General features: G+C 65.6%; 16 protein-coding genes. 7 read left to right on the top strand and 9 right to left on the bottom strand.

What is annotated here, in order from left to right; genetic code table 11:
• Positions 1 to 54 precede the first annotated feature (54 nt).
• Positions 55 to 786: a nuclear transport factor 2 family protein gene (locus tag ACFC0O_RS14865; RefSeq protein WP_375957906.1), complete on the top strand. Its 732-nt coding sequence runs from the start codon at positions 55 to 57 to the stop codon at positions 784 to 786.
• An 8-nt stretch (positions 787 to 794) separates the two neighbouring features.
• On the opposite strand, the gene ACFC0O_RS14870 is transcribed toward ACFC0O_RS14865, so the two are convergent.
• The gene (locus ACFC0O_RS14870; RefSeq protein WP_375957909.1) at positions 795 to 2,204 is read right to left on the bottom strand and encodes an amidase family protein; all 1,410 of its coding nucleotides are present in this window, start codon (positions 2,202 to 2,204) and stop codon (positions 795 to 797) included.
• Positions 2,205 to 2,397: 193 nt separating this feature from the next.
• On the opposite strand from ACFC0O_RS14870, the gene ACFC0O_RS14875 reads away from it, so the two are divergent.
• Positions 2,398 to 2,919, top strand: a complete 522-nt coding sequence (locus tag ACFC0O_RS14875; protein WP_375957911.1) for a nuclear transport factor 2 family protein — start codon at positions 2,398 to 2,400, stop codon at positions 2,917 to 2,919.
• 6 nt (positions 2,920 to 2,925) lie between these two features.
• Here ACFC0O_RS14875 and ACFC0O_RS14880 read toward each other — a convergent pair whose 3' ends face one another.
• From ACFC0O_RS14880 to ACFC0O_RS14890, 3 genes are all read right to left on the bottom strand, one after another.
• Positions 2,926 to 3,591 (bottom strand): NAD-dependent epimerase/dehydratase family protein, encoded by a 666-nt coding sequence (locus tag ACFC0O_RS14880; RefSeq protein ID WP_375957914.1) that lies wholly within the window; start codon positions 3,589 to 3,591, stop codon positions 2,926 to 2,928.
• 80 nt (positions 3,592 to 3,671) lie between these two features.
• Positions 3,672 to 4,085, bottom strand: a complete 414-nt coding sequence (locus ACFC0O_RS14885) for a hypothetical protein (protein ID WP_375957916.1) — start codon at positions 4,083 to 4,085, stop codon at positions 3,672 to 3,674.
• Positions 4,086 to 4,191: 106 nt separating this feature from the next.
• The gene (locus ACFC0O_RS14890; RefSeq protein ID WP_375957919.1) at positions 4,192 to 5,073 is read right to left on the bottom strand and encodes an NAD(P)-dependent oxidoreductase; all 882 of its coding nucleotides are present in this window, start codon (positions 5,071 to 5,073) and stop codon (positions 4,192 to 4,194) included.
• A 49-nt stretch (positions 5,074 to 5,122) separates the two neighbouring features.
• On the opposite strand from ACFC0O_RS14890, the gene ACFC0O_RS14895 reads away from it, so the two are divergent.
• On the top strand, positions 5,123 to 5,527 hold the full coding sequence (locus ACFC0O_RS14895; RefSeq protein WP_375957922.1) for a MerR family transcriptional regulator: 405 nt from the start codon (positions 5,123 to 5,125) through the stop codon (positions 5,525 to 5,527).
• A 28-nt stretch (positions 5,528 to 5,555) separates the two neighbouring features.
• On the opposite strand, the gene ACFC0O_RS14900 is transcribed toward ACFC0O_RS14895, so the two are convergent.
• Positions 5,556 to 6,446, bottom strand: coding sequence for an alpha/beta fold hydrolase (locus ACFC0O_RS14900; RefSeq protein ID WP_375957924.1), 891 nt, complete (start codon positions 6,444 to 6,446; stop codon positions 5,556 to 5,558).
• A gap of 96 nt (positions 6,447 to 6,542) precedes the next feature.
• On the opposite strand from ACFC0O_RS14900, the gene ACFC0O_RS14905 reads away from it, so the two are divergent.
• Both ACFC0O_RS14905 and ACFC0O_RS14910 read left to right on the top strand, forming a co-directional pair.
• The gene (locus tag ACFC0O_RS14905) at positions 6,543 to 7,415 is read left to right on the top strand and encodes an alpha/beta fold hydrolase (RefSeq protein ID WP_375957927.1); all 873 of its coding nucleotides are present in this window, start codon (positions 6,543 to 6,545) and stop codon (positions 7,413 to 7,415) included.
• 80 nt (positions 7,416 to 7,495) lie between these two features.
• Entirely contained in the window at positions 7,496 to 8,146 is a 651-nt protein-coding gene (locus ACFC0O_RS14910) for an alpha/beta fold hydrolase (protein ID WP_375957929.1), read from the top strand.
• A 56-nt stretch (positions 8,147 to 8,202) separates the two neighbouring features.
• Here ACFC0O_RS14910 and ACFC0O_RS14915 read toward each other — a convergent pair whose 3' ends face one another.
• Positions 8,203 to 8,640, bottom strand: a complete 438-nt coding sequence (locus ACFC0O_RS14915) for a response regulator transcription factor (RefSeq protein ID WP_375957932.1) — start codon at positions 8,638 to 8,640, stop codon at positions 8,203 to 8,205.
• A gap of 809 nt (positions 8,641 to 9,449) precedes the next feature.
• On the opposite strand from ACFC0O_RS14915, the gene ACFC0O_RS14920 reads away from it, so the two are divergent.
• A complete protein-coding gene (locus tag ACFC0O_RS14920) occupies positions 9,450 to 10,115 on the top strand; it encodes a hypothetical protein (RefSeq protein WP_375957934.1) in 666 nt (221 codons plus the stop codon).
• 12 nt (positions 10,116 to 10,127) lie between these two features.
• Here ACFC0O_RS14920 and ACFC0O_RS14925 read toward each other — a convergent pair whose 3' ends face one another.
• Together ACFC0O_RS14925 and ACFC0O_RS14930 are read right to left on the bottom strand one after the other, a co-directional pair.
• Positions 10,128 to 10,328, bottom strand: a complete 201-nt coding sequence (locus ACFC0O_RS14925) for a CsbD family protein (RefSeq protein ID WP_364644510.1) — start codon at positions 10,326 to 10,328, stop codon at positions 10,128 to 10,130.
• Positions 10,329 to 10,440: 112 nt separating this feature from the next.
• Positions 10,441 to 11,550, bottom strand: coding sequence for an FAD-dependent oxidoreductase (locus tag ACFC0O_RS14930; protein ID WP_375957937.1), 1,110 nt, complete (start codon positions 11,548 to 11,550; stop codon positions 10,441 to 10,443).
• A gap of 66 nt (positions 11,551 to 11,616) precedes the next feature.
• Between ACFC0O_RS14930 and ACFC0O_RS14935 the strand changes: the two genes are divergently transcribed.
• Complete coding sequence (locus tag ACFC0O_RS14935) at positions 11,617 to 12,297, top strand: TetR/AcrR family transcriptional regulator (protein ID WP_375957940.1); 681 nt, start codon at positions 11,617 to 11,619, stop codon at positions 12,295 to 12,297.
• A 31-nt stretch (positions 12,298 to 12,328) separates the two neighbouring features.
• Here the strand turns inward: ACFC0O_RS14935 and ACFC0O_RS14940 are convergent, their stop codons facing one another.
• Positions 12,329 to 13,759: an MDR family MFS transporter gene (locus ACFC0O_RS14940; RefSeq protein ID WP_375957943.1), complete on the bottom strand. Its 1,431-nt coding sequence runs from the start codon at positions 13,757 to 13,759 to the stop codon at positions 12,329 to 12,331.
• Positions 13,760 to 13,843 lie beyond the last annotated feature (84 nt).

Here is a 13,843-nt window from a genome sequence, read left to right on the forward strand (position 1 = left end):
AATCTATCAGGAACCATCTGCTTTAGAAAGCGGCTGGTTCCAGATGGAGATGCGATGTTCACCGATGCACAATTCCAGCGGGCGCTGGGGCAATCGCGCCTGGCACAACCGATTCCATCGATCCTGACCAATCGCGCGGTCCCGGTCCCGGTGCTCGATGAGGACGCGCTCACGGCCATGACCACGACCTGGTTCGCCGAATACGAGCAGAAGATCGACTGGTATGCCGCGCACGGCTTCGATATCGCCTGGACGCTCGACTGGGCCAAGAAGTACTGGTGGAGTTGGCAGGCGCGGGATATGAGCTACAACCACGAGCTCTACACCGCCGATCTGCGGTACAAGGACGTCACGACCTTGGGTGCGACCATGGTCGGGCTCGACGAATTCGTCGCCTACAACTTCGCGTTCTTCGATGCGATCCCGGATTGGCGCTACGACCCGATTCCCGGGCAGTCCTACGTCGACATCAGCCCGGACGGTGAGGTCCGTATGGTCGTAAGGTATTACGGCAGTGGGCATTTGGCGGGACCGTTGAAACTGCATCCCTACGGTGACGACGCGGTGGCACTGCCCGGAAACGGCGCTTTCGTCCAGTGCACCGCGGTCGACCGTTACCACTTCAACCGGGACCACCTGATGTACGAGGGCGAGACCCTCTACGACCTCATCGACGCCGTGCAGACGGCCGGTCTGCTACCCGGCCCGGCGACAAGGAAATTCGCCTGGCTCATGCGTGGCGCGGGACTGGCCACTCGCGTCGCGACCACGCTCGGCCGCCGCTGAGACCCCGCTCAGGACCTCGGATCGATCGGGGTCTCGGGCCGGAACGCCGCTTCGATATGCGCCCCGGCGGCCAGCGCCCGGCGTTCGGCGAACGGTGCGGTGATGAGCTGCACTCCGATCGGAAGGCCCTCGCTCGACTGCGCCGCTGGAACCGTAACCGCTGGCAGCGCAAGATAATTCGCGGCGACGGTGAGTCGCTGAGCGTTGTACATGGTGGCCACCGCCGTGGCCCCGCCCAGGTCGTATCCGACCGGCCATGGCAGTTGCCCCGATACCGGCCCCAGCACGATCGGATACTCGTGCAGGAACAGTGACCACGCCGCGCGCACGCGCAGCCGCTCACCGAGTTCGGAGATGTATCCCGCCAGATCGAGCGGCGGGAACAGTTCGAGTGCCGCGCCGAGGAACGCGTTGAGCCCGGCACTGCCGACCTGGCGCATGAATTCCAGTCGCTGGGGCAGCAATTCGGTGGAGACCAATCGCCCGTAGGAGGTCGTGGCTTCGATCAGCTGCGGCGGGGTCTGCTCGGTGACCGGGTGCCCGGCATCGGCGAGCGCGTCGGCGGCGCGCCGGACCGCAGCGCGGACCTGAGGGTCGAGGCTGCCTGCTCCGCCGTCGAAGGTGACTGCGACGGTGGGTGGTGTGGCGTCGGGGGAGTCGAGCACCGGAATCCAGGAGGGATCGCGAGGGTCATCGGCGAGCATCAGTTCGAAGACCAACGCGAGATCGCGCACCGATCGAGCCAAAGGACCTGGCGCGGCGAACAATTGATTCGTCGGTGTCGGAGCGGGCCCGGGCAGGCTGGACGCCACCGCGACCCGGCCCGGGGTGACGCGCAGCGAGGCGACACCGGTGAACGCCGCAGGGACTCTCAACGATCCGCCGAAATCGGTGCCCAGTCCCAGCGGGGTCATCCCCGTCGCGACCGCTACCGCATCACCACCGCTGGAACCGCCGGGGCTGTGAGAAGCGTTCCAGGGGTTGAGGGTTGGACCGTTGGCGTCATTGTCGGTATGCCAACGTGTGGCGAAGTCCGGCATATTGCCGCGGGCGATCGGGATGGCACCCGCTCGCCGCAGCGCGGCGACCGCCGGGGCATCCTGCGAGGCCACCGCGCCCGCGAATGCCCCGACGCCCCAGCTGGTCGCGCCACCGGCGACGTCGAGATTGTTCTTCACGGTGAACGGAACCCCGGCCAGCGGCCCGCGCGGCCCGTCCCCGCGATCGATCGCGGCCGCCGCGGCGAGCGCGGTATCGGCCAGTACCGAGGTCGTGGCGTGGACGACCGGATCGATATCGGCGATGCGGCGCAGATGCGCGGACACCACCTCGGTGGCGCTCACGTCGCCGGCGGCGATCATGCCTGCGAGAGTTTGCGCGTCTTGGGTCCACAATGCGGTGGACCGAGTGGTCGTCACTACTGACTCCTGGATGGGTGGGCGAGTTGGTCACCCAAACCTTCGGTCGTGCAACGGCACTCGATCAACAGGTGTTCGGTCAACGCTTCATCAGCGTGGCTAAACCTTGCGGAGATCGGGTGGCGGGCCCGGTCCGGATATTGGCGCATCGGGTCCCCGGGCGTGGCACCTGCACCGGCATACGGTTCGAATCATGTCGTACGAACAGCATCCCGAAATCACTCATCGAGCCGTGGCCGCATCCGCCGAGGATGTCGCGGCGGTCGTCGCCGAATTGCGCGATCGGGCCGAAATCGCCGACGCCCTCTACCGTTTCGCGCTCGGTCAGGATCTGAAGGACAAGGAGTTGTTCGCCTCGGCGTTCACCGTCGACGCCGAACTGGATTTCCGGCCCGCGGCCGCGAAATGGGGAGCGAACCCGCCCGTCATGACCGGGCGGGACGCCATCGTCAGCACCATCCTCGCGATGTTCAGCGGACGCGTGGACACCACCCACCAGGTCACCAACGTGCGGGTACGAGTCGAGGGCGACACCGCCCGCATGACCGCCCTGGTCGAAGCCCAGCACCTACTCACCGCCGCACCGGAAACCCGTGCGCTGCTGAAGAATCCCTACATTCTCGAACTCCGGCGCGACGGCGAGCGCTGGCTCATCCATCGAATGCGCATCGAAAACACCTGGTATACAGGTGATCCGACCGCCATATTCGGCTGATCGCCGCTATAGCCTTGCCCGGGCGTTGATCTCGCGAGGCTTGAGCACCCGGGTGTCCGCGCCGGACTCCGCGACCGAGATCATCGCGCGCCCGATCTCGCGATTGTCATTGACCGCGTTCGGTGCCAGCCGTTTGAACAGCGGGATCAACGGTCCGGTCACCGCGTAGGCGGCGCGATACAGCGGGGTCTTGGAGACCACCCCGTCCATCGGCTGCACGAATCCGGGCCGGAACATGTACCCCTGGAACGGAAGTGCGAGCAGATCGTTCTCGGTCTTACCCTTGACCCGCCCCCACATCGACCGCCCCTGCTCGGTGCTGTCGGTGCCCTGCCCGGAGACGTAGATGAACGTCATCTTCGGATTCGCCGCCGCCAGCGTATTCGCCACGCGCAGCGTCAGGTCATAGGTGATCCGCCGATAGTCCTGCTCCTTCATGCCGACCGAGGACACCCCGAGGCAGAAGAAGCAGGCGTCGAACTCCGCCAACTCCCCGGCGATCGCCGACAGATCAGACGGATCGGACTGAATCAATTCCCGCAGCTTGGGATTCTCGATCCCCAGCGAACTGCGCCCGACAGCCAGCACCTGCCGAACCCGATCATCGCGCAGGCACTCTGCGAGTACGCCCTGACCGATCATCCCGGTCGCACCGAACAGCATTACTTTCATGCCGGAATCCTGCCTCATCGGCAGCGGGATGGAGGGGACCCGGCGTCGGAAATCCGCGGTCCCCGGAGTCCTTCGTCGACTCAGCCCGGTTGGTAGCCGCTGGAACCGAACCCCTGCATCCAGCCCTTGCCCGACCCCGAATTGATCAGCATCGCCCAGAAATTGGACCAGGCGCTATTGGGTCCGATGAGCGCCTGCGCGGAACCACTGGTCAGCGCGCCGTTACCGAGCGCCGAACCACTCGACGCCAGATCCGCCGATCCGCTACCGGCGATGTTCGCATTCGTCTGGGCGCGACTGGATCCGGCATTGAGCAGCGCCTTCGCCAGCTCGCCCGAACCCGTGCCGAGCGCGACAGCGAGATCGGAATTGAGCAGCGCGGAGCCGGAATCGGCCGCGACGGGTTCTGGCGCGCTGACCGGCGCGGCCTGAGCCGCACCCGCCCCGACCACAAGTGGGAATGCGATTGCCGCGGCCGCGATCCGATATGTCATCAAGGCATGCCTTTCTGGTGTGGATGCCCACCCTAGGAAATCCGGATCCAAATGAAATGCCCCCATTTCTTATGGCGAACCTCGGCAGACCGCGCGATCGGGTACCTCAGCTGGCGCGGTTTCTGCCGAATTCCTCGATGAGCACCGGATATTGCTCACCGCCGTGGCCTGCGGCGATCGCGCGGTCGGCCATTGCCTTGATCAGCTTCGGCAGTTCGGTGTTCACCCCGAGTAGTTCGCTCTCTTCGACCATGTGATCCATTGCGCGCGCTTCGGTTTCGAGCGCGGCCACGGTCACGGAGTAGTCGCCCTGATCGATCTGTGCGGCGTAGCCGGGGATCCATTCGGCGACACCGGCCGCGATCTGCCGGGCGAAGGGGGCGAAGGTGGTGGCGTCCACACCGGCGGTACGGAGCATGGCGGTGCCCTGCAACCAGGCGTTGAGGACGCTCCACATCATGGTCAGTCCGGCCACGTCGTAGAGCGAAGCAAGTCCGGGATCCGCGCCCAGATATGTGCTGACGCCCAGTGTTTCGAGCACGTGCTGGTGGGCGTCGAAGACCGGTTGCGGTCCGCTGAGCAGGATGGTCGCCTCGGCGGTGCCGATGGTGGACGGGATAGCCATGATCGCGCCGTCCAGGTAGCGCGCACCGCGTTGCGCAGCCCAGAGCGCGGCGTCGCGGGCCTGGGTCGAGTTGCCGGAGGTGAGGTTGACCAATGTCGTATCGGTCAGGTCGACTTCGGGATCGTCGAGCAGCTCACGCACCGCGCGGTAGTCGGTGAGGCAGATGATCGTCACGGCACCGGCCGCGAGCGCCTTGCCGACCGAGGACGCGACCATCGCGCCCTCGCCGGCGAGCTGTTCGGCCTTGGCGGGTGTGCGATTCCATACTGTGGTGGGATGCCCGGCGGCAAGGAAAGCGCTGGCCAGCGCCCTGCCCATCAGGCCGAGACCGAGGACTGTCACGGGGGTTTCGTTTTTGCTCATGGCACCATGGTCAACGTTGATACCAATGTGAAGGTCAAGTGAGAATTCGATGCTTATCGGTGAATTGAGTCGGCGCACCCGGGTGAACACGCATCAGCTGCGGTATTACGAGTCGCAAGGACTGTTGGAGGCCGGGCGTAGCGCCAACGGCTACCGCGACTACGACGAAACCGCGGTGCTTCGGGTCAAACAGATCAGGCATCTGCTCGGGGCGGGCCTGTCCTCCGAGGACATCGCCTACGTGCTGCCGTGTGCGGTCGGCGAAGTCCCCGAGCTGGCCGGCTGCCCGGAACTGGTGTCCGCGATGCGATCCCGGATGCAACGCATCGACGATCAGATCGCGGCCCTCGCGAAATCGCGTGCGGCCCTGTCCGATTACATCGATGCCGCCGAGCAGACGGGAGCGGACCGGTATCCGCCGTTCGACGGCGATGTGGATCGCATACCCGCATAGGTCGGCTGCCCGCTGCAGCGGCTCGCACCTAGGCCGAGGTGGACGCGGACGAAAGGTCGTGCCGTCGTACGTGTTCGAGGATTCGGGGAATGACCTGCTCGGGTACCTGGTCGAGTACGCCGTGGCCCATGCCGGGGTAGATCTCGGTATCGGCCTGCGGGACGAGGCTGGTGATTCGCCGTACGGCCGCGATCGGATCGCATGCGACCGAGTCTCCGCCGAAGATCGCGAGCATGGGCGTCGGGAATGACCGCAGCTCAGCGTCTTTGAGCACGCGTGCCCAGCCGAGCCGGGTGCGATAGCCGAGAGAGGCTTTCGCGCAATCGAATTGGGCCCGGCTCATGGTGACGCCGGGGGTGATCCAGGCGTTCATTTTGCGCCAGTCCTCTTCGGACGGGTTCATTCCGAAGCGCAGGATCTTGAACAGCACGCTCCACTTCATCTTGGTGATCACGCCATTCGGCTCGATCAGGGTCACGCTCGCCACTCGTTGTGGCAGTCGCAGTCCCACGATCGAGGCATGCCAGGCTCCCTGTGACAGTCCGACCACATGCGCCCGGTCGATCCCGAGACCGGTCAAAGTCTCGCCGAACCAGCTCGCGAAATCCGCCTCACCGCCGATCGGTGCGGTCTGCACGCTCTTTCCCGCCGTGCCGATCGTGTCCAGCGCGTACACGACACGGTCATCCGCAAGATCCTTCGCGACGAAATCCCAGTACAGGCCGTTCCCGCCGAACGGATGCAACAGCACGATCGGTGTGCCCGTGCCGTTTCCGAACCGGCGCACATGAGTGGTGCCGAAAGATGTTGGGATTTCCCGGGTTTCCGCCTCCAGCGCGGACTGCGCCGCCAGTGCGTCGTAGGCGGCGACGAAGTCTGTTCGTGCCCGCTCGTTCTTGAATCGCCCAACCTTGGCCATGGCCGCCCCTTCATCATCGTTGATGATATGACCGTACCACGTAAATGATATGTACGTACCACTAAACGCGGGATGCCTGCGCGCCTATCGTGAGGTATGGGATTCCCCAAGGGATTTCGAGAGTTCGACATCGACACCACGGCCGGGACGATCCACGGCGTGATCGGCGGGCAGGGGCCGCCGTTGCTTCTGATGCACGGGTTTCCGCAGACACATCTGATGTGGGCGGCGGTCGCAGGCCCGCTCGCTTCGGGGCACACGATTGTCGCCACAGACCTGCGTGGTTACGGCGGCAGTAGTGCCCCGTCGCCCTCTGTTGCGGACTACTCGATGCGTGGCCTAGCCCTCGACCAGACAGAGGTCATGACCGCGTTGGGATTCGACCGATTGGATGTGGCGGGGCACGATCGCGGGGCGCGGTGCGCCTATCGAATGGCGATCGACCATCCCGAAAGGGTGCGTCGGCTGGCCGTGCTCGATATCGTGCCGACCGCCGAGGCTTTCGATCGCGCCGATCACCGCTTCGCGCTCGGCTTCTGGGTCTGGAGCTTCCTGGCCGCTCCCGCACCGGTACCGGAGAATCTGATTCTCGCCGGTGCGGACGGATTCATCGATCACGTGCTGGAGGTGTGGGCAGACCCCGGCTTCGAGTTCGCCGAAGACGATCGCCTCGCCTATCGACGCCAATTCCACGATCGGTCCCGGGTGCACGCGATCTGCGCGCAGTATCGCTGCGCCGCGACGATCGACGCCGACCTCGACAGGATCGATGGCCCTCGAAGGCCGATCAGCTGTCCCACGCTGGTGCTGTGGAGCGCTTCGGGTGCGCTCGCGCAATGGTATGAGCCGCTCGATATTTGGCGTCGCTGGTCCACGCAGGTGGAGGGTGAGTCGATGCGCGCGGGGCATTTCCTGCCCGAGGAAGCCCCCGACCTCGTCTCCCGCAGATTCCTCGAGTTTTTCGGCTGACTCGCGGTCGTACGCAGCTGCCGCTGCTGGTCGGCAATTCGCGCTCCAAACCGGAGCTGAGCCGGTGTCGAAATCGAAGAGTGCATAGAGTCGACCACCCACGTCCGTCCGGTCGCGTGCTGGTGCTGCCCGGCGGGCAGGAGCGCAGTCGTGCCCGGGTTCGTCCCTGGCAGCTCGCCCAGGTGCGCGCCGCACTGCTCACGCGGAGCCTGCGCCGGCGGCTGGGCCCGGACTACATGGTCGAACAGGTGCGCTATCGCCACCGCGGCTGGAACGCACCGGATTTGGACCCGGTCGCCGACGGCGCACGGGCGGTGCGCGCGGCAGGCTCGCAGGCGGGCCCGATCATCCTGGTCGGGCACTCCATGGGTGCGCGGGTCGCCGCGCACCTGGCTGCCGCGCACGACATCGCGGGCATTGTCGCCCTCGCACCGTGGTGGCCGGACGAGGACGCCGACCTGATCCCGTCGACCTGCCGAGTTCGCGTGCTGCACGGTGTCGCCGACAGCTGGACCGATGCGGAAGCCTCACGTCGCCAGACCGTGCGCGCTCGCGGTCGTGGCGTAGACGCGCAGTGGTCCGGTCTCTCCCGCACAGGTCACTTCATGCTGCGCAAGTTCTCCGTATGGCACAGTGTCGCAGCGCAGTTCGTGATCGAAGTCGGACCCTGCTCACCGAATTCCGGTGTTACCGACGACGACCACCGTGGACGGCGCGGCGCACAGCCGTGAGTCGTTCGGATCGTTGCGCACGATCGCAGCTCGGTGCTGATGCCGTGCAGGCGTTTTCATGCCTGCGGGTGCAGGCGAGCGCGTATCCGGGTGAGCAGTTCCCCGGTCCGCAACGGCGCGGGCAGATAGTTACACGCGCCCGCGGCGATCGCCGCACCGACCACGGTGGGATCCGACTGTGCGCAGGCGATGATGATCGGGATCCGAAGTGCGGTGTGCAATCTTCGGCACGCCTCGAGCCCGCCCGGATCGGGCAGCGACAGGCTCAGCACGATCAGGTTCGGACGCCACCACTGCGCGATCTCCATGCCCTGTTCGGCGTTCATCGCGTGCAGGGCGTCGTAGCCCGCGCCGGAGAGCGCGCCGACAATGGCTGCGGCGCTTGGCTCATGGCATTCGAGGAGCAATATTCTCCCCAGCGCGGGACCCTCGTCCTGCGATGCGGGAATGAGCGGATGCGCTGCCCTGCGACCGCACAGCTGATGTGTATTCACGATCCCTACCCTTTCGGCCCCGACCCTGCCGTCGAAGCTCGAATCGACTTCCCGTCGACGATCTGCCCCTCGCCGAAAAGTCGATATCCGAGCCACCTTTCGCACGCTAACGCCTCAGCTATTTATGGGCAATACGCAATCGGAAATTGGCCTCCGCGCGCTGGATCGCATCCATTTTGTAATCGAATCTACTGCGTATCACCGGAGTGTCGCTGCTGGGTGGAGCGTCGAACGCGTGCTGGGGGAGGCGCTTTCGGCCGCCGCACGGCGGTTAATTCGCAGCACAAGTCCGCGTGCGCACCAATTCTGCTATCCACAGGCAATTTTCGGACATTGAGCCCGTGTGACCATCCGGTTCGGCGATGCCGCCAAGGCTCCGGGGCGAACGCGATCGGCATCTTGAGGGGTGACGGTGAGCGGGGCCGCTCGAGCGATGTTTCCTCGATGCGTCGAACATGGTTGGAGCGCAGCGTATTTGGTGCACTCCGGGAGTTCGGGTGCCGACGACGGCTGTCGCAGAAATATTTCAGTTGCTTAAATATCTCGTTGATGAAATAGTTGGTTGCGACGATGAGCAGCTTGTACTGGTTGTCGTGGATCAATAGCCCGAAGTCGTTCGGCGCAAGCCGTACCCGATGGAGATGATCGCCATGCGTGAGGTGTTCGAGGCGCTATTCCAGGCCATTCATATGCCCCTGGTCCAGCTCTACTATCTATTGGACAACGCGCTTCCGAGGTAGCGCTTTCAGGCGATAGGGCGGCCGGTGAATTCGGCCGCCCTATCGGCTGTAGACGGGGAGGAATTCGCTGTGGTATCCGGCGCGCTCATATCGCTGGCGGCAGCCCAGTTGGCTTGCGTTGCTTGGCTGCTGGTCAAGTCCGGTCGGCATGAGCCGATCGACAGGGCACGCTGGCTCATCATCGTGGTGGGGTGCGGGCTGGCCTATGACTCGGCCGTGTTCGGCGCCGGCGCGCTGCTCGGCGAGGGGACCACACTCCGCGTGCTGAGCGTCCTGCGCTTCGTCGCTCATGTGGTCCTCACCCCACTGCTGGTGGTCTGGGCTGGTGACCGAGTCTTCCGGGAGCGCGCGTGGTGGGTATGGCCCACGGTGGTGTGTCTTATTGCGTGGGGCGCGGTCGCCGATCTGCTCCGGCTGAACCTGGTGCCACGGACTTTCGCCGATACGCTCCGATACACCCATCTGATCTCCACCGGTCCGCCGATTGCGGCACTGGCGGTCACCGTCGTCCTACTGATCGCGGGCGTGCGACTGTGGCGACAGCGACGGTGGGTGTGGCTACTGGCCGGAGTGATCGCGCTGACCGCGGCATCGGCTGTGGCGCCCGTTGTCCCACCGCTCGGTAACGCGGGTGAAGGTGCGTTGTTGATTACGCTCGTCGCCACCGAAGTCTCGGTGGTGCGGCGCGCGTTCGCGCGCGAACCCACCGGATCGGCGGATTCGCGCGCGATGTGATCACGCCAACTGTCAGTGGCCGGTCAGCTTGTCCTTCACCGACTCGGCGGCTTCCTTGACCTTCTCGGCGGCGTCGTCGATGTGCTGCTTTACCGACGAGGACGTCTGATCTGCCTTACCCTCGGCCTTGAGGTCATCGTCGCCGGTGAGGCTGCCTGCGGCCTCCTTGGCGCGGCCCTTGAACTCCTCGGCCTTGTTATCTGCTGTGCTCATGGCGGGTCCTTCCTCTCGGTGGTGGCTCGCGAACGGCATCGGTGACGTCCTGATCCGAGCCATACCCGGGTTCCGCGGATTCACACGTTCGTCCCGGAATTGCCGTCACCCGTCAGCGCGGCTGGAAGAATTCGAGCAGTCGCCGGCTGGCGTCCGGAGCCATCAGCATGTCCTGGAGCATTGTCGACTTGCGGGCGGCCGCTCCGGTGCGCTCGTGCATCTCGGACTCGTATTCCTCGATGGCACAGGCGAAGTCGCCCTGATGTGCCGCCAACGCGCGTCCGAGCACTGCACCGTCGAGCAGTGCCATGTTCGCGCCCTCGCCGACCGGCGGCATGAGATGCGCGGCATCGCCGATGAGCGTGATATCCGGCTTCAAAGGCCAGGTCAGGCCGATGGGGAGCGTGGAGATCGAGCGCGGCACGATCGTGTCGTCGGCGGCCGCGATCAGTCCGGTGAAACGGGGGTCCCAGCCGGGGAGCAGTTCGATCAGTCGTGCCCGGGTCGCCGCCGGATCGTCGAACGGTATCGCGCTGGTGGCGAACCAGTCCGCGGCGGTGTTGTAGAAGCTCACGCCGATGCGCACGCGGCCGTCGCCATTGCGTTGTGCCGCAAGCGATATGCCGTCACCGAGCACCCAGTAGTTGCCGCGCCCGACCATTTCCGCGAGCGCGGGATGGGTGCGATCGATATCGGAGATGCAGAGTTCGACGGCGTTCTGGCCGATATGGGTCGGGCGGGCGTCGGTGAGCAGTGCGCGGACTCGGGACTGAGCGCCGTCCGCCCCGACCAACAGGTCGTAGTCCGCGGTGCGGCCGTCGGCGAAACGCAGCACCCCCTCGGCCGCAGAGTCGAACGCGTGGCCCCAGCGCACCGTGCCGTCCGGGAGCGAATCCAGTAGCAGGTCACGCAGATCCGCGCGGTCGACCTCAGGCCGGGCGAGTGGGGCATCGTCGGGGGTGTCCTCCTGCAGCAGCAGGGTGCCGTCGGGTTCGAGCAGGCGCATGTCCTGCCCTTCACCGCGCGCGATCGCGTGGAATTGCTCGATCAGTCCGGCATCCCGCAGGGCCTGCTGCCCGGAATGGATATCGAGCATGCCGCCCTGGCCGCGTGCCTCGCGCGAATGTTCTCGTTCGTAGACGACGGCCTCGACGCCGTTCACGTGCAGCACGCGGGCCAGGGCCAACCCGCCCAATCCGGCTCCGGCAATGGCTATGGTCATGATTCCCTCCGATACACCGTATCTACCGATACACTGTATCGCGCGAGTCGATGTATCGTCAGCGGCATGTTGGTGTGGGAACGACCCGAGCCGCCGAATCGCCCGGTGCCCGCGCAATTGAGCCGGGAGCGGATCGTCGCGGCCGCGATTCAGCTGGCCGATGCCGATGGCCTCGCGGCGGTCTCGCTGCGCAAGGTCGCCGCGGTGCTCGATGTCGGGCCGATGCGGCTGTACGGCTATATCGCCACCAAGGAGGAACTGCTCGACCTGATGGTCGATGCGGTCTTCGCCGAGATCCAGCCGGTCGGACAGGACTGGCGGCAGGTGCTGCGCTCGCTCGCCGAAACCACGCGGCGAGCCGCTCATCAGCATGAATGGCTTGCCGATTTGATCGGTGGGCGACCGCAACTCGGGCCGAACACCCTCGCGCGCGGTGAAGCGGTGGTGGCTGCCATGAGCGGGGTCGACCTCGACATCGTGATGCCGATCGTCGACGCGGTCAACGCCTACGTGATCGGTGCGGTGCGCCGCGAAATCACCGAGCGGCGCAGCGAACGGGCCAGCGGGATGGATAAACAGCAGTGGCAGGCGACCTACGGGCCGTATCTGGAACGCACCTTCGCCACCGGCCGGTTCCCGGCACTGTCGACGGTGATCCGCGATGCCGCGCACCTGGACGCCGACGAGACTTTCGGAATCGGTCTCGAATGTCTGCTCGACGGTATCCAGGCGCGCATCTCGCGATAGCGCGGTGTGATCCATTGCGGCCGTGATCATGTCAGGAAGCCGTCTCGGCGTTCTCGCGCTTGCTCGGCAGCAGGAAGCACAGCGGAATGGAGAGGGCGGTCGCGACGATCGCCCACCAGAAGGCTTGGTGGAAGCCGTCATTGAGCGCGTCGAGGGTGTGGGCTCCGGCGGCGGCGTGCTGCAGGATGACCAGCAGGATCGCGGTGCCGAACGAGCCGCCGAGCTGCTGGGCGACGCGAATGATGATGCTGGCGTGCGGGATTTCATCGTGACTCATCCCGCTGAATCCGGCTCCGCTGAGCGGGATCATGGCCGCGCCCAAGCCGATACCGCGCAGCAGCAGCACCGCCATGAGGAAGATCTCGCTGGTGTCGGCGGTGACGAAGGCGAAGGGAATCGTTGCCACGCAGGCGATGACGAACGCGGCCAGTGCCACCGGGCGCGGGCCGAACTTATCGGTGTACTTGCCGGCGAGCGAGCGCGAGAGCAGGGTGCCGATGCCCTGGGGGATCAGCAGTAGTCCCGCGCCGAGCGCGTCGGTGCCCCTGACCTGCTGGAAGTAGAGCGGGAGCAGCAGCATCGAGCCGTAGAGCGCGGCACCGGTGAGCAGCAGCATCGCCGATGAGGCGGCGAGTGGACGGTGTTGCAGCAGGCGGATATCGACCAGCGCTCCCGCGCGGCGGCGCAATGCCCATACGGCGAACGCGGCGACCAGGATCACGCCGATCAGCACGGGCGCAAGCACTTTCGCGTCCGCGAATCCGGCGGTGCCGTCGATGCGCGAGAGACCGTAGATGATGGCCGCGACACCGGGGGACAGCAGCAGGAATCCGATGATGTCGAGCGGCTGACGCGGGCTGGGCGCGTCGGCGGGCAGGTTGCGCATGGCCAGCCAGATGCCGATGACGCCGAACGGGATATTGATCAGGAACATCCAGCGCCAGTTCCCGAAGTGCAGGATGAGTCCACCCAGCACCGGGCCGAGGATGGGGCCGAGCGCGGTGGGCACGGTGATCAGTGACATGAGCTTGCCGATATTGCGGCCGCCCGCGGCCTGCAAGATGAGGGTGGCGGTGAGGGTCATCATGAACCCGCCGCCGATGCCCTGTACGACGCGAAATGCGATGAGGCTGGGCGCATTCCAGGCCGAGGCGCTCAGTATCGAGCCGAGCAGGAAGATGCCGAGCGAGGCGATCCACAGTCGCTTGCCGCCGAGCGCGGATTGCGCCCACCCGGCGATCGGCATGGTGATCGCCAGCGCCAGCAGATAACCGGTGCTGACCCACTGGATGGTGCTCAGCGGCGCGTTCAGATCGCGCCCGAGATCATTGATGGCGACGCTGAGGATGGTGGTGTCGAACACCACCGCCAGCGCGCCGATGATGACGGTGATCCCGATCTTCCACACGTGTGGATCTATGCGATCGGAGTCGGGGACTTGGGGTTTGCTCGTGGTGGTCATGGAGTTCCTCCTGGGGGTGGGGTCGGATCGAGGCTGGTGAGAGGCTGAATGTGTCTGCCGAACGTCGTTCGTCACGAACAGCGT

Origin of the sequence: Nocardia sp. NPDC056100, assembly GCF_042266325.1 — a bacterium.
In the GTDB taxonomy this organism is placed as follows: Bacteria; Actinomycetota; Actinomycetes; order Mycobacteriales; family Mycobacteriaceae; genus Nocardia.

What these genes read in the sequence shown, in the direction of transcription:
- ACFC0O_RS14900 (WP_375957924.1), bottom strand. Translation starts at nt 6,446, where the DNA reads ATGGCCAAGGTTGGGCGATTCAAGAACGAGCGGGCACGAACAGACTTC.
- ACFC0O_RS14875 (WP_375957911.1), top strand. Translation starts at nt 2,398, where the DNA reads ATGTCGTACGAACAGCATCCCGAAATCACTCATCGAGCCGTGGCCGCA.
- ACFC0O_RS14865 (WP_375957906.1), top strand. Translation starts at nt 55, where the DNA reads ATGTTCACCGATGCACAATTCCAGCGGGCGCTGGGGCAATCGCGCCTG.
- ACFC0O_RS14895 (WP_375957922.1), top strand. Translation starts at nt 5,123, where the DNA reads ATGCTTATCGGTGAATTGAGTCGGCGCACCCGGGTGAACACGCATCAG.
- ACFC0O_RS14940 (WP_375957943.1), bottom strand. Translation starts at nt 13,759, where the DNA reads ATGACCACCACGAGCAAACCCCAAGTCCCCGACTCCGATCGCATAGAT.
- ACFC0O_RS14890 (WP_375957919.1), bottom strand. Translation starts at nt 5,073, where the DNA reads ATGAGCAAAAACGAAACCCCCGTGACAGTCCTCGGTCTCGGCCTGATG.
- ACFC0O_RS14925 (WP_364644510.1), bottom strand. Translation starts at nt 10,328, where the DNA reads ATGAGCACAGCAGATAACAAGGCCGAGGAGTTCAAGGGCCGCGCCAAG.
- ACFC0O_RS14880 (WP_375957914.1), bottom strand. Translation starts at nt 3,591, where the DNA reads ATGAAAGTAATGCTGTTCGGTGCGACCGGGATGATCGGTCAGGGCGTA.
- ACFC0O_RS14935 (WP_375957940.1), top strand. Translation starts at nt 11,617, where the DNA reads ATGTTGGTGTGGGAACGACCCGAGCCGCCGAATCGCCCGGTGCCCGCG.
- ACFC0O_RS14905 (WP_375957927.1), top strand. Translation starts at nt 6,543, where the DNA reads ATGGGATTCCCCAAGGGATTTCGAGAGTTCGACATCGACACCACGGCC.
- ACFC0O_RS14885 (WP_375957916.1), bottom strand. Translation starts at nt 4,085, where the DNA reads ATGACATATCGGATCGCGGCCGCGGCAATCGCATTCCCACTTGTGGTC.
- ACFC0O_RS14930 (WP_375957937.1), bottom strand. Translation starts at nt 11,550, where the DNA reads ATGACCATAGCCATTGCCGGAGCCGGATTGGGCGGGTTGGCCCTGGCC.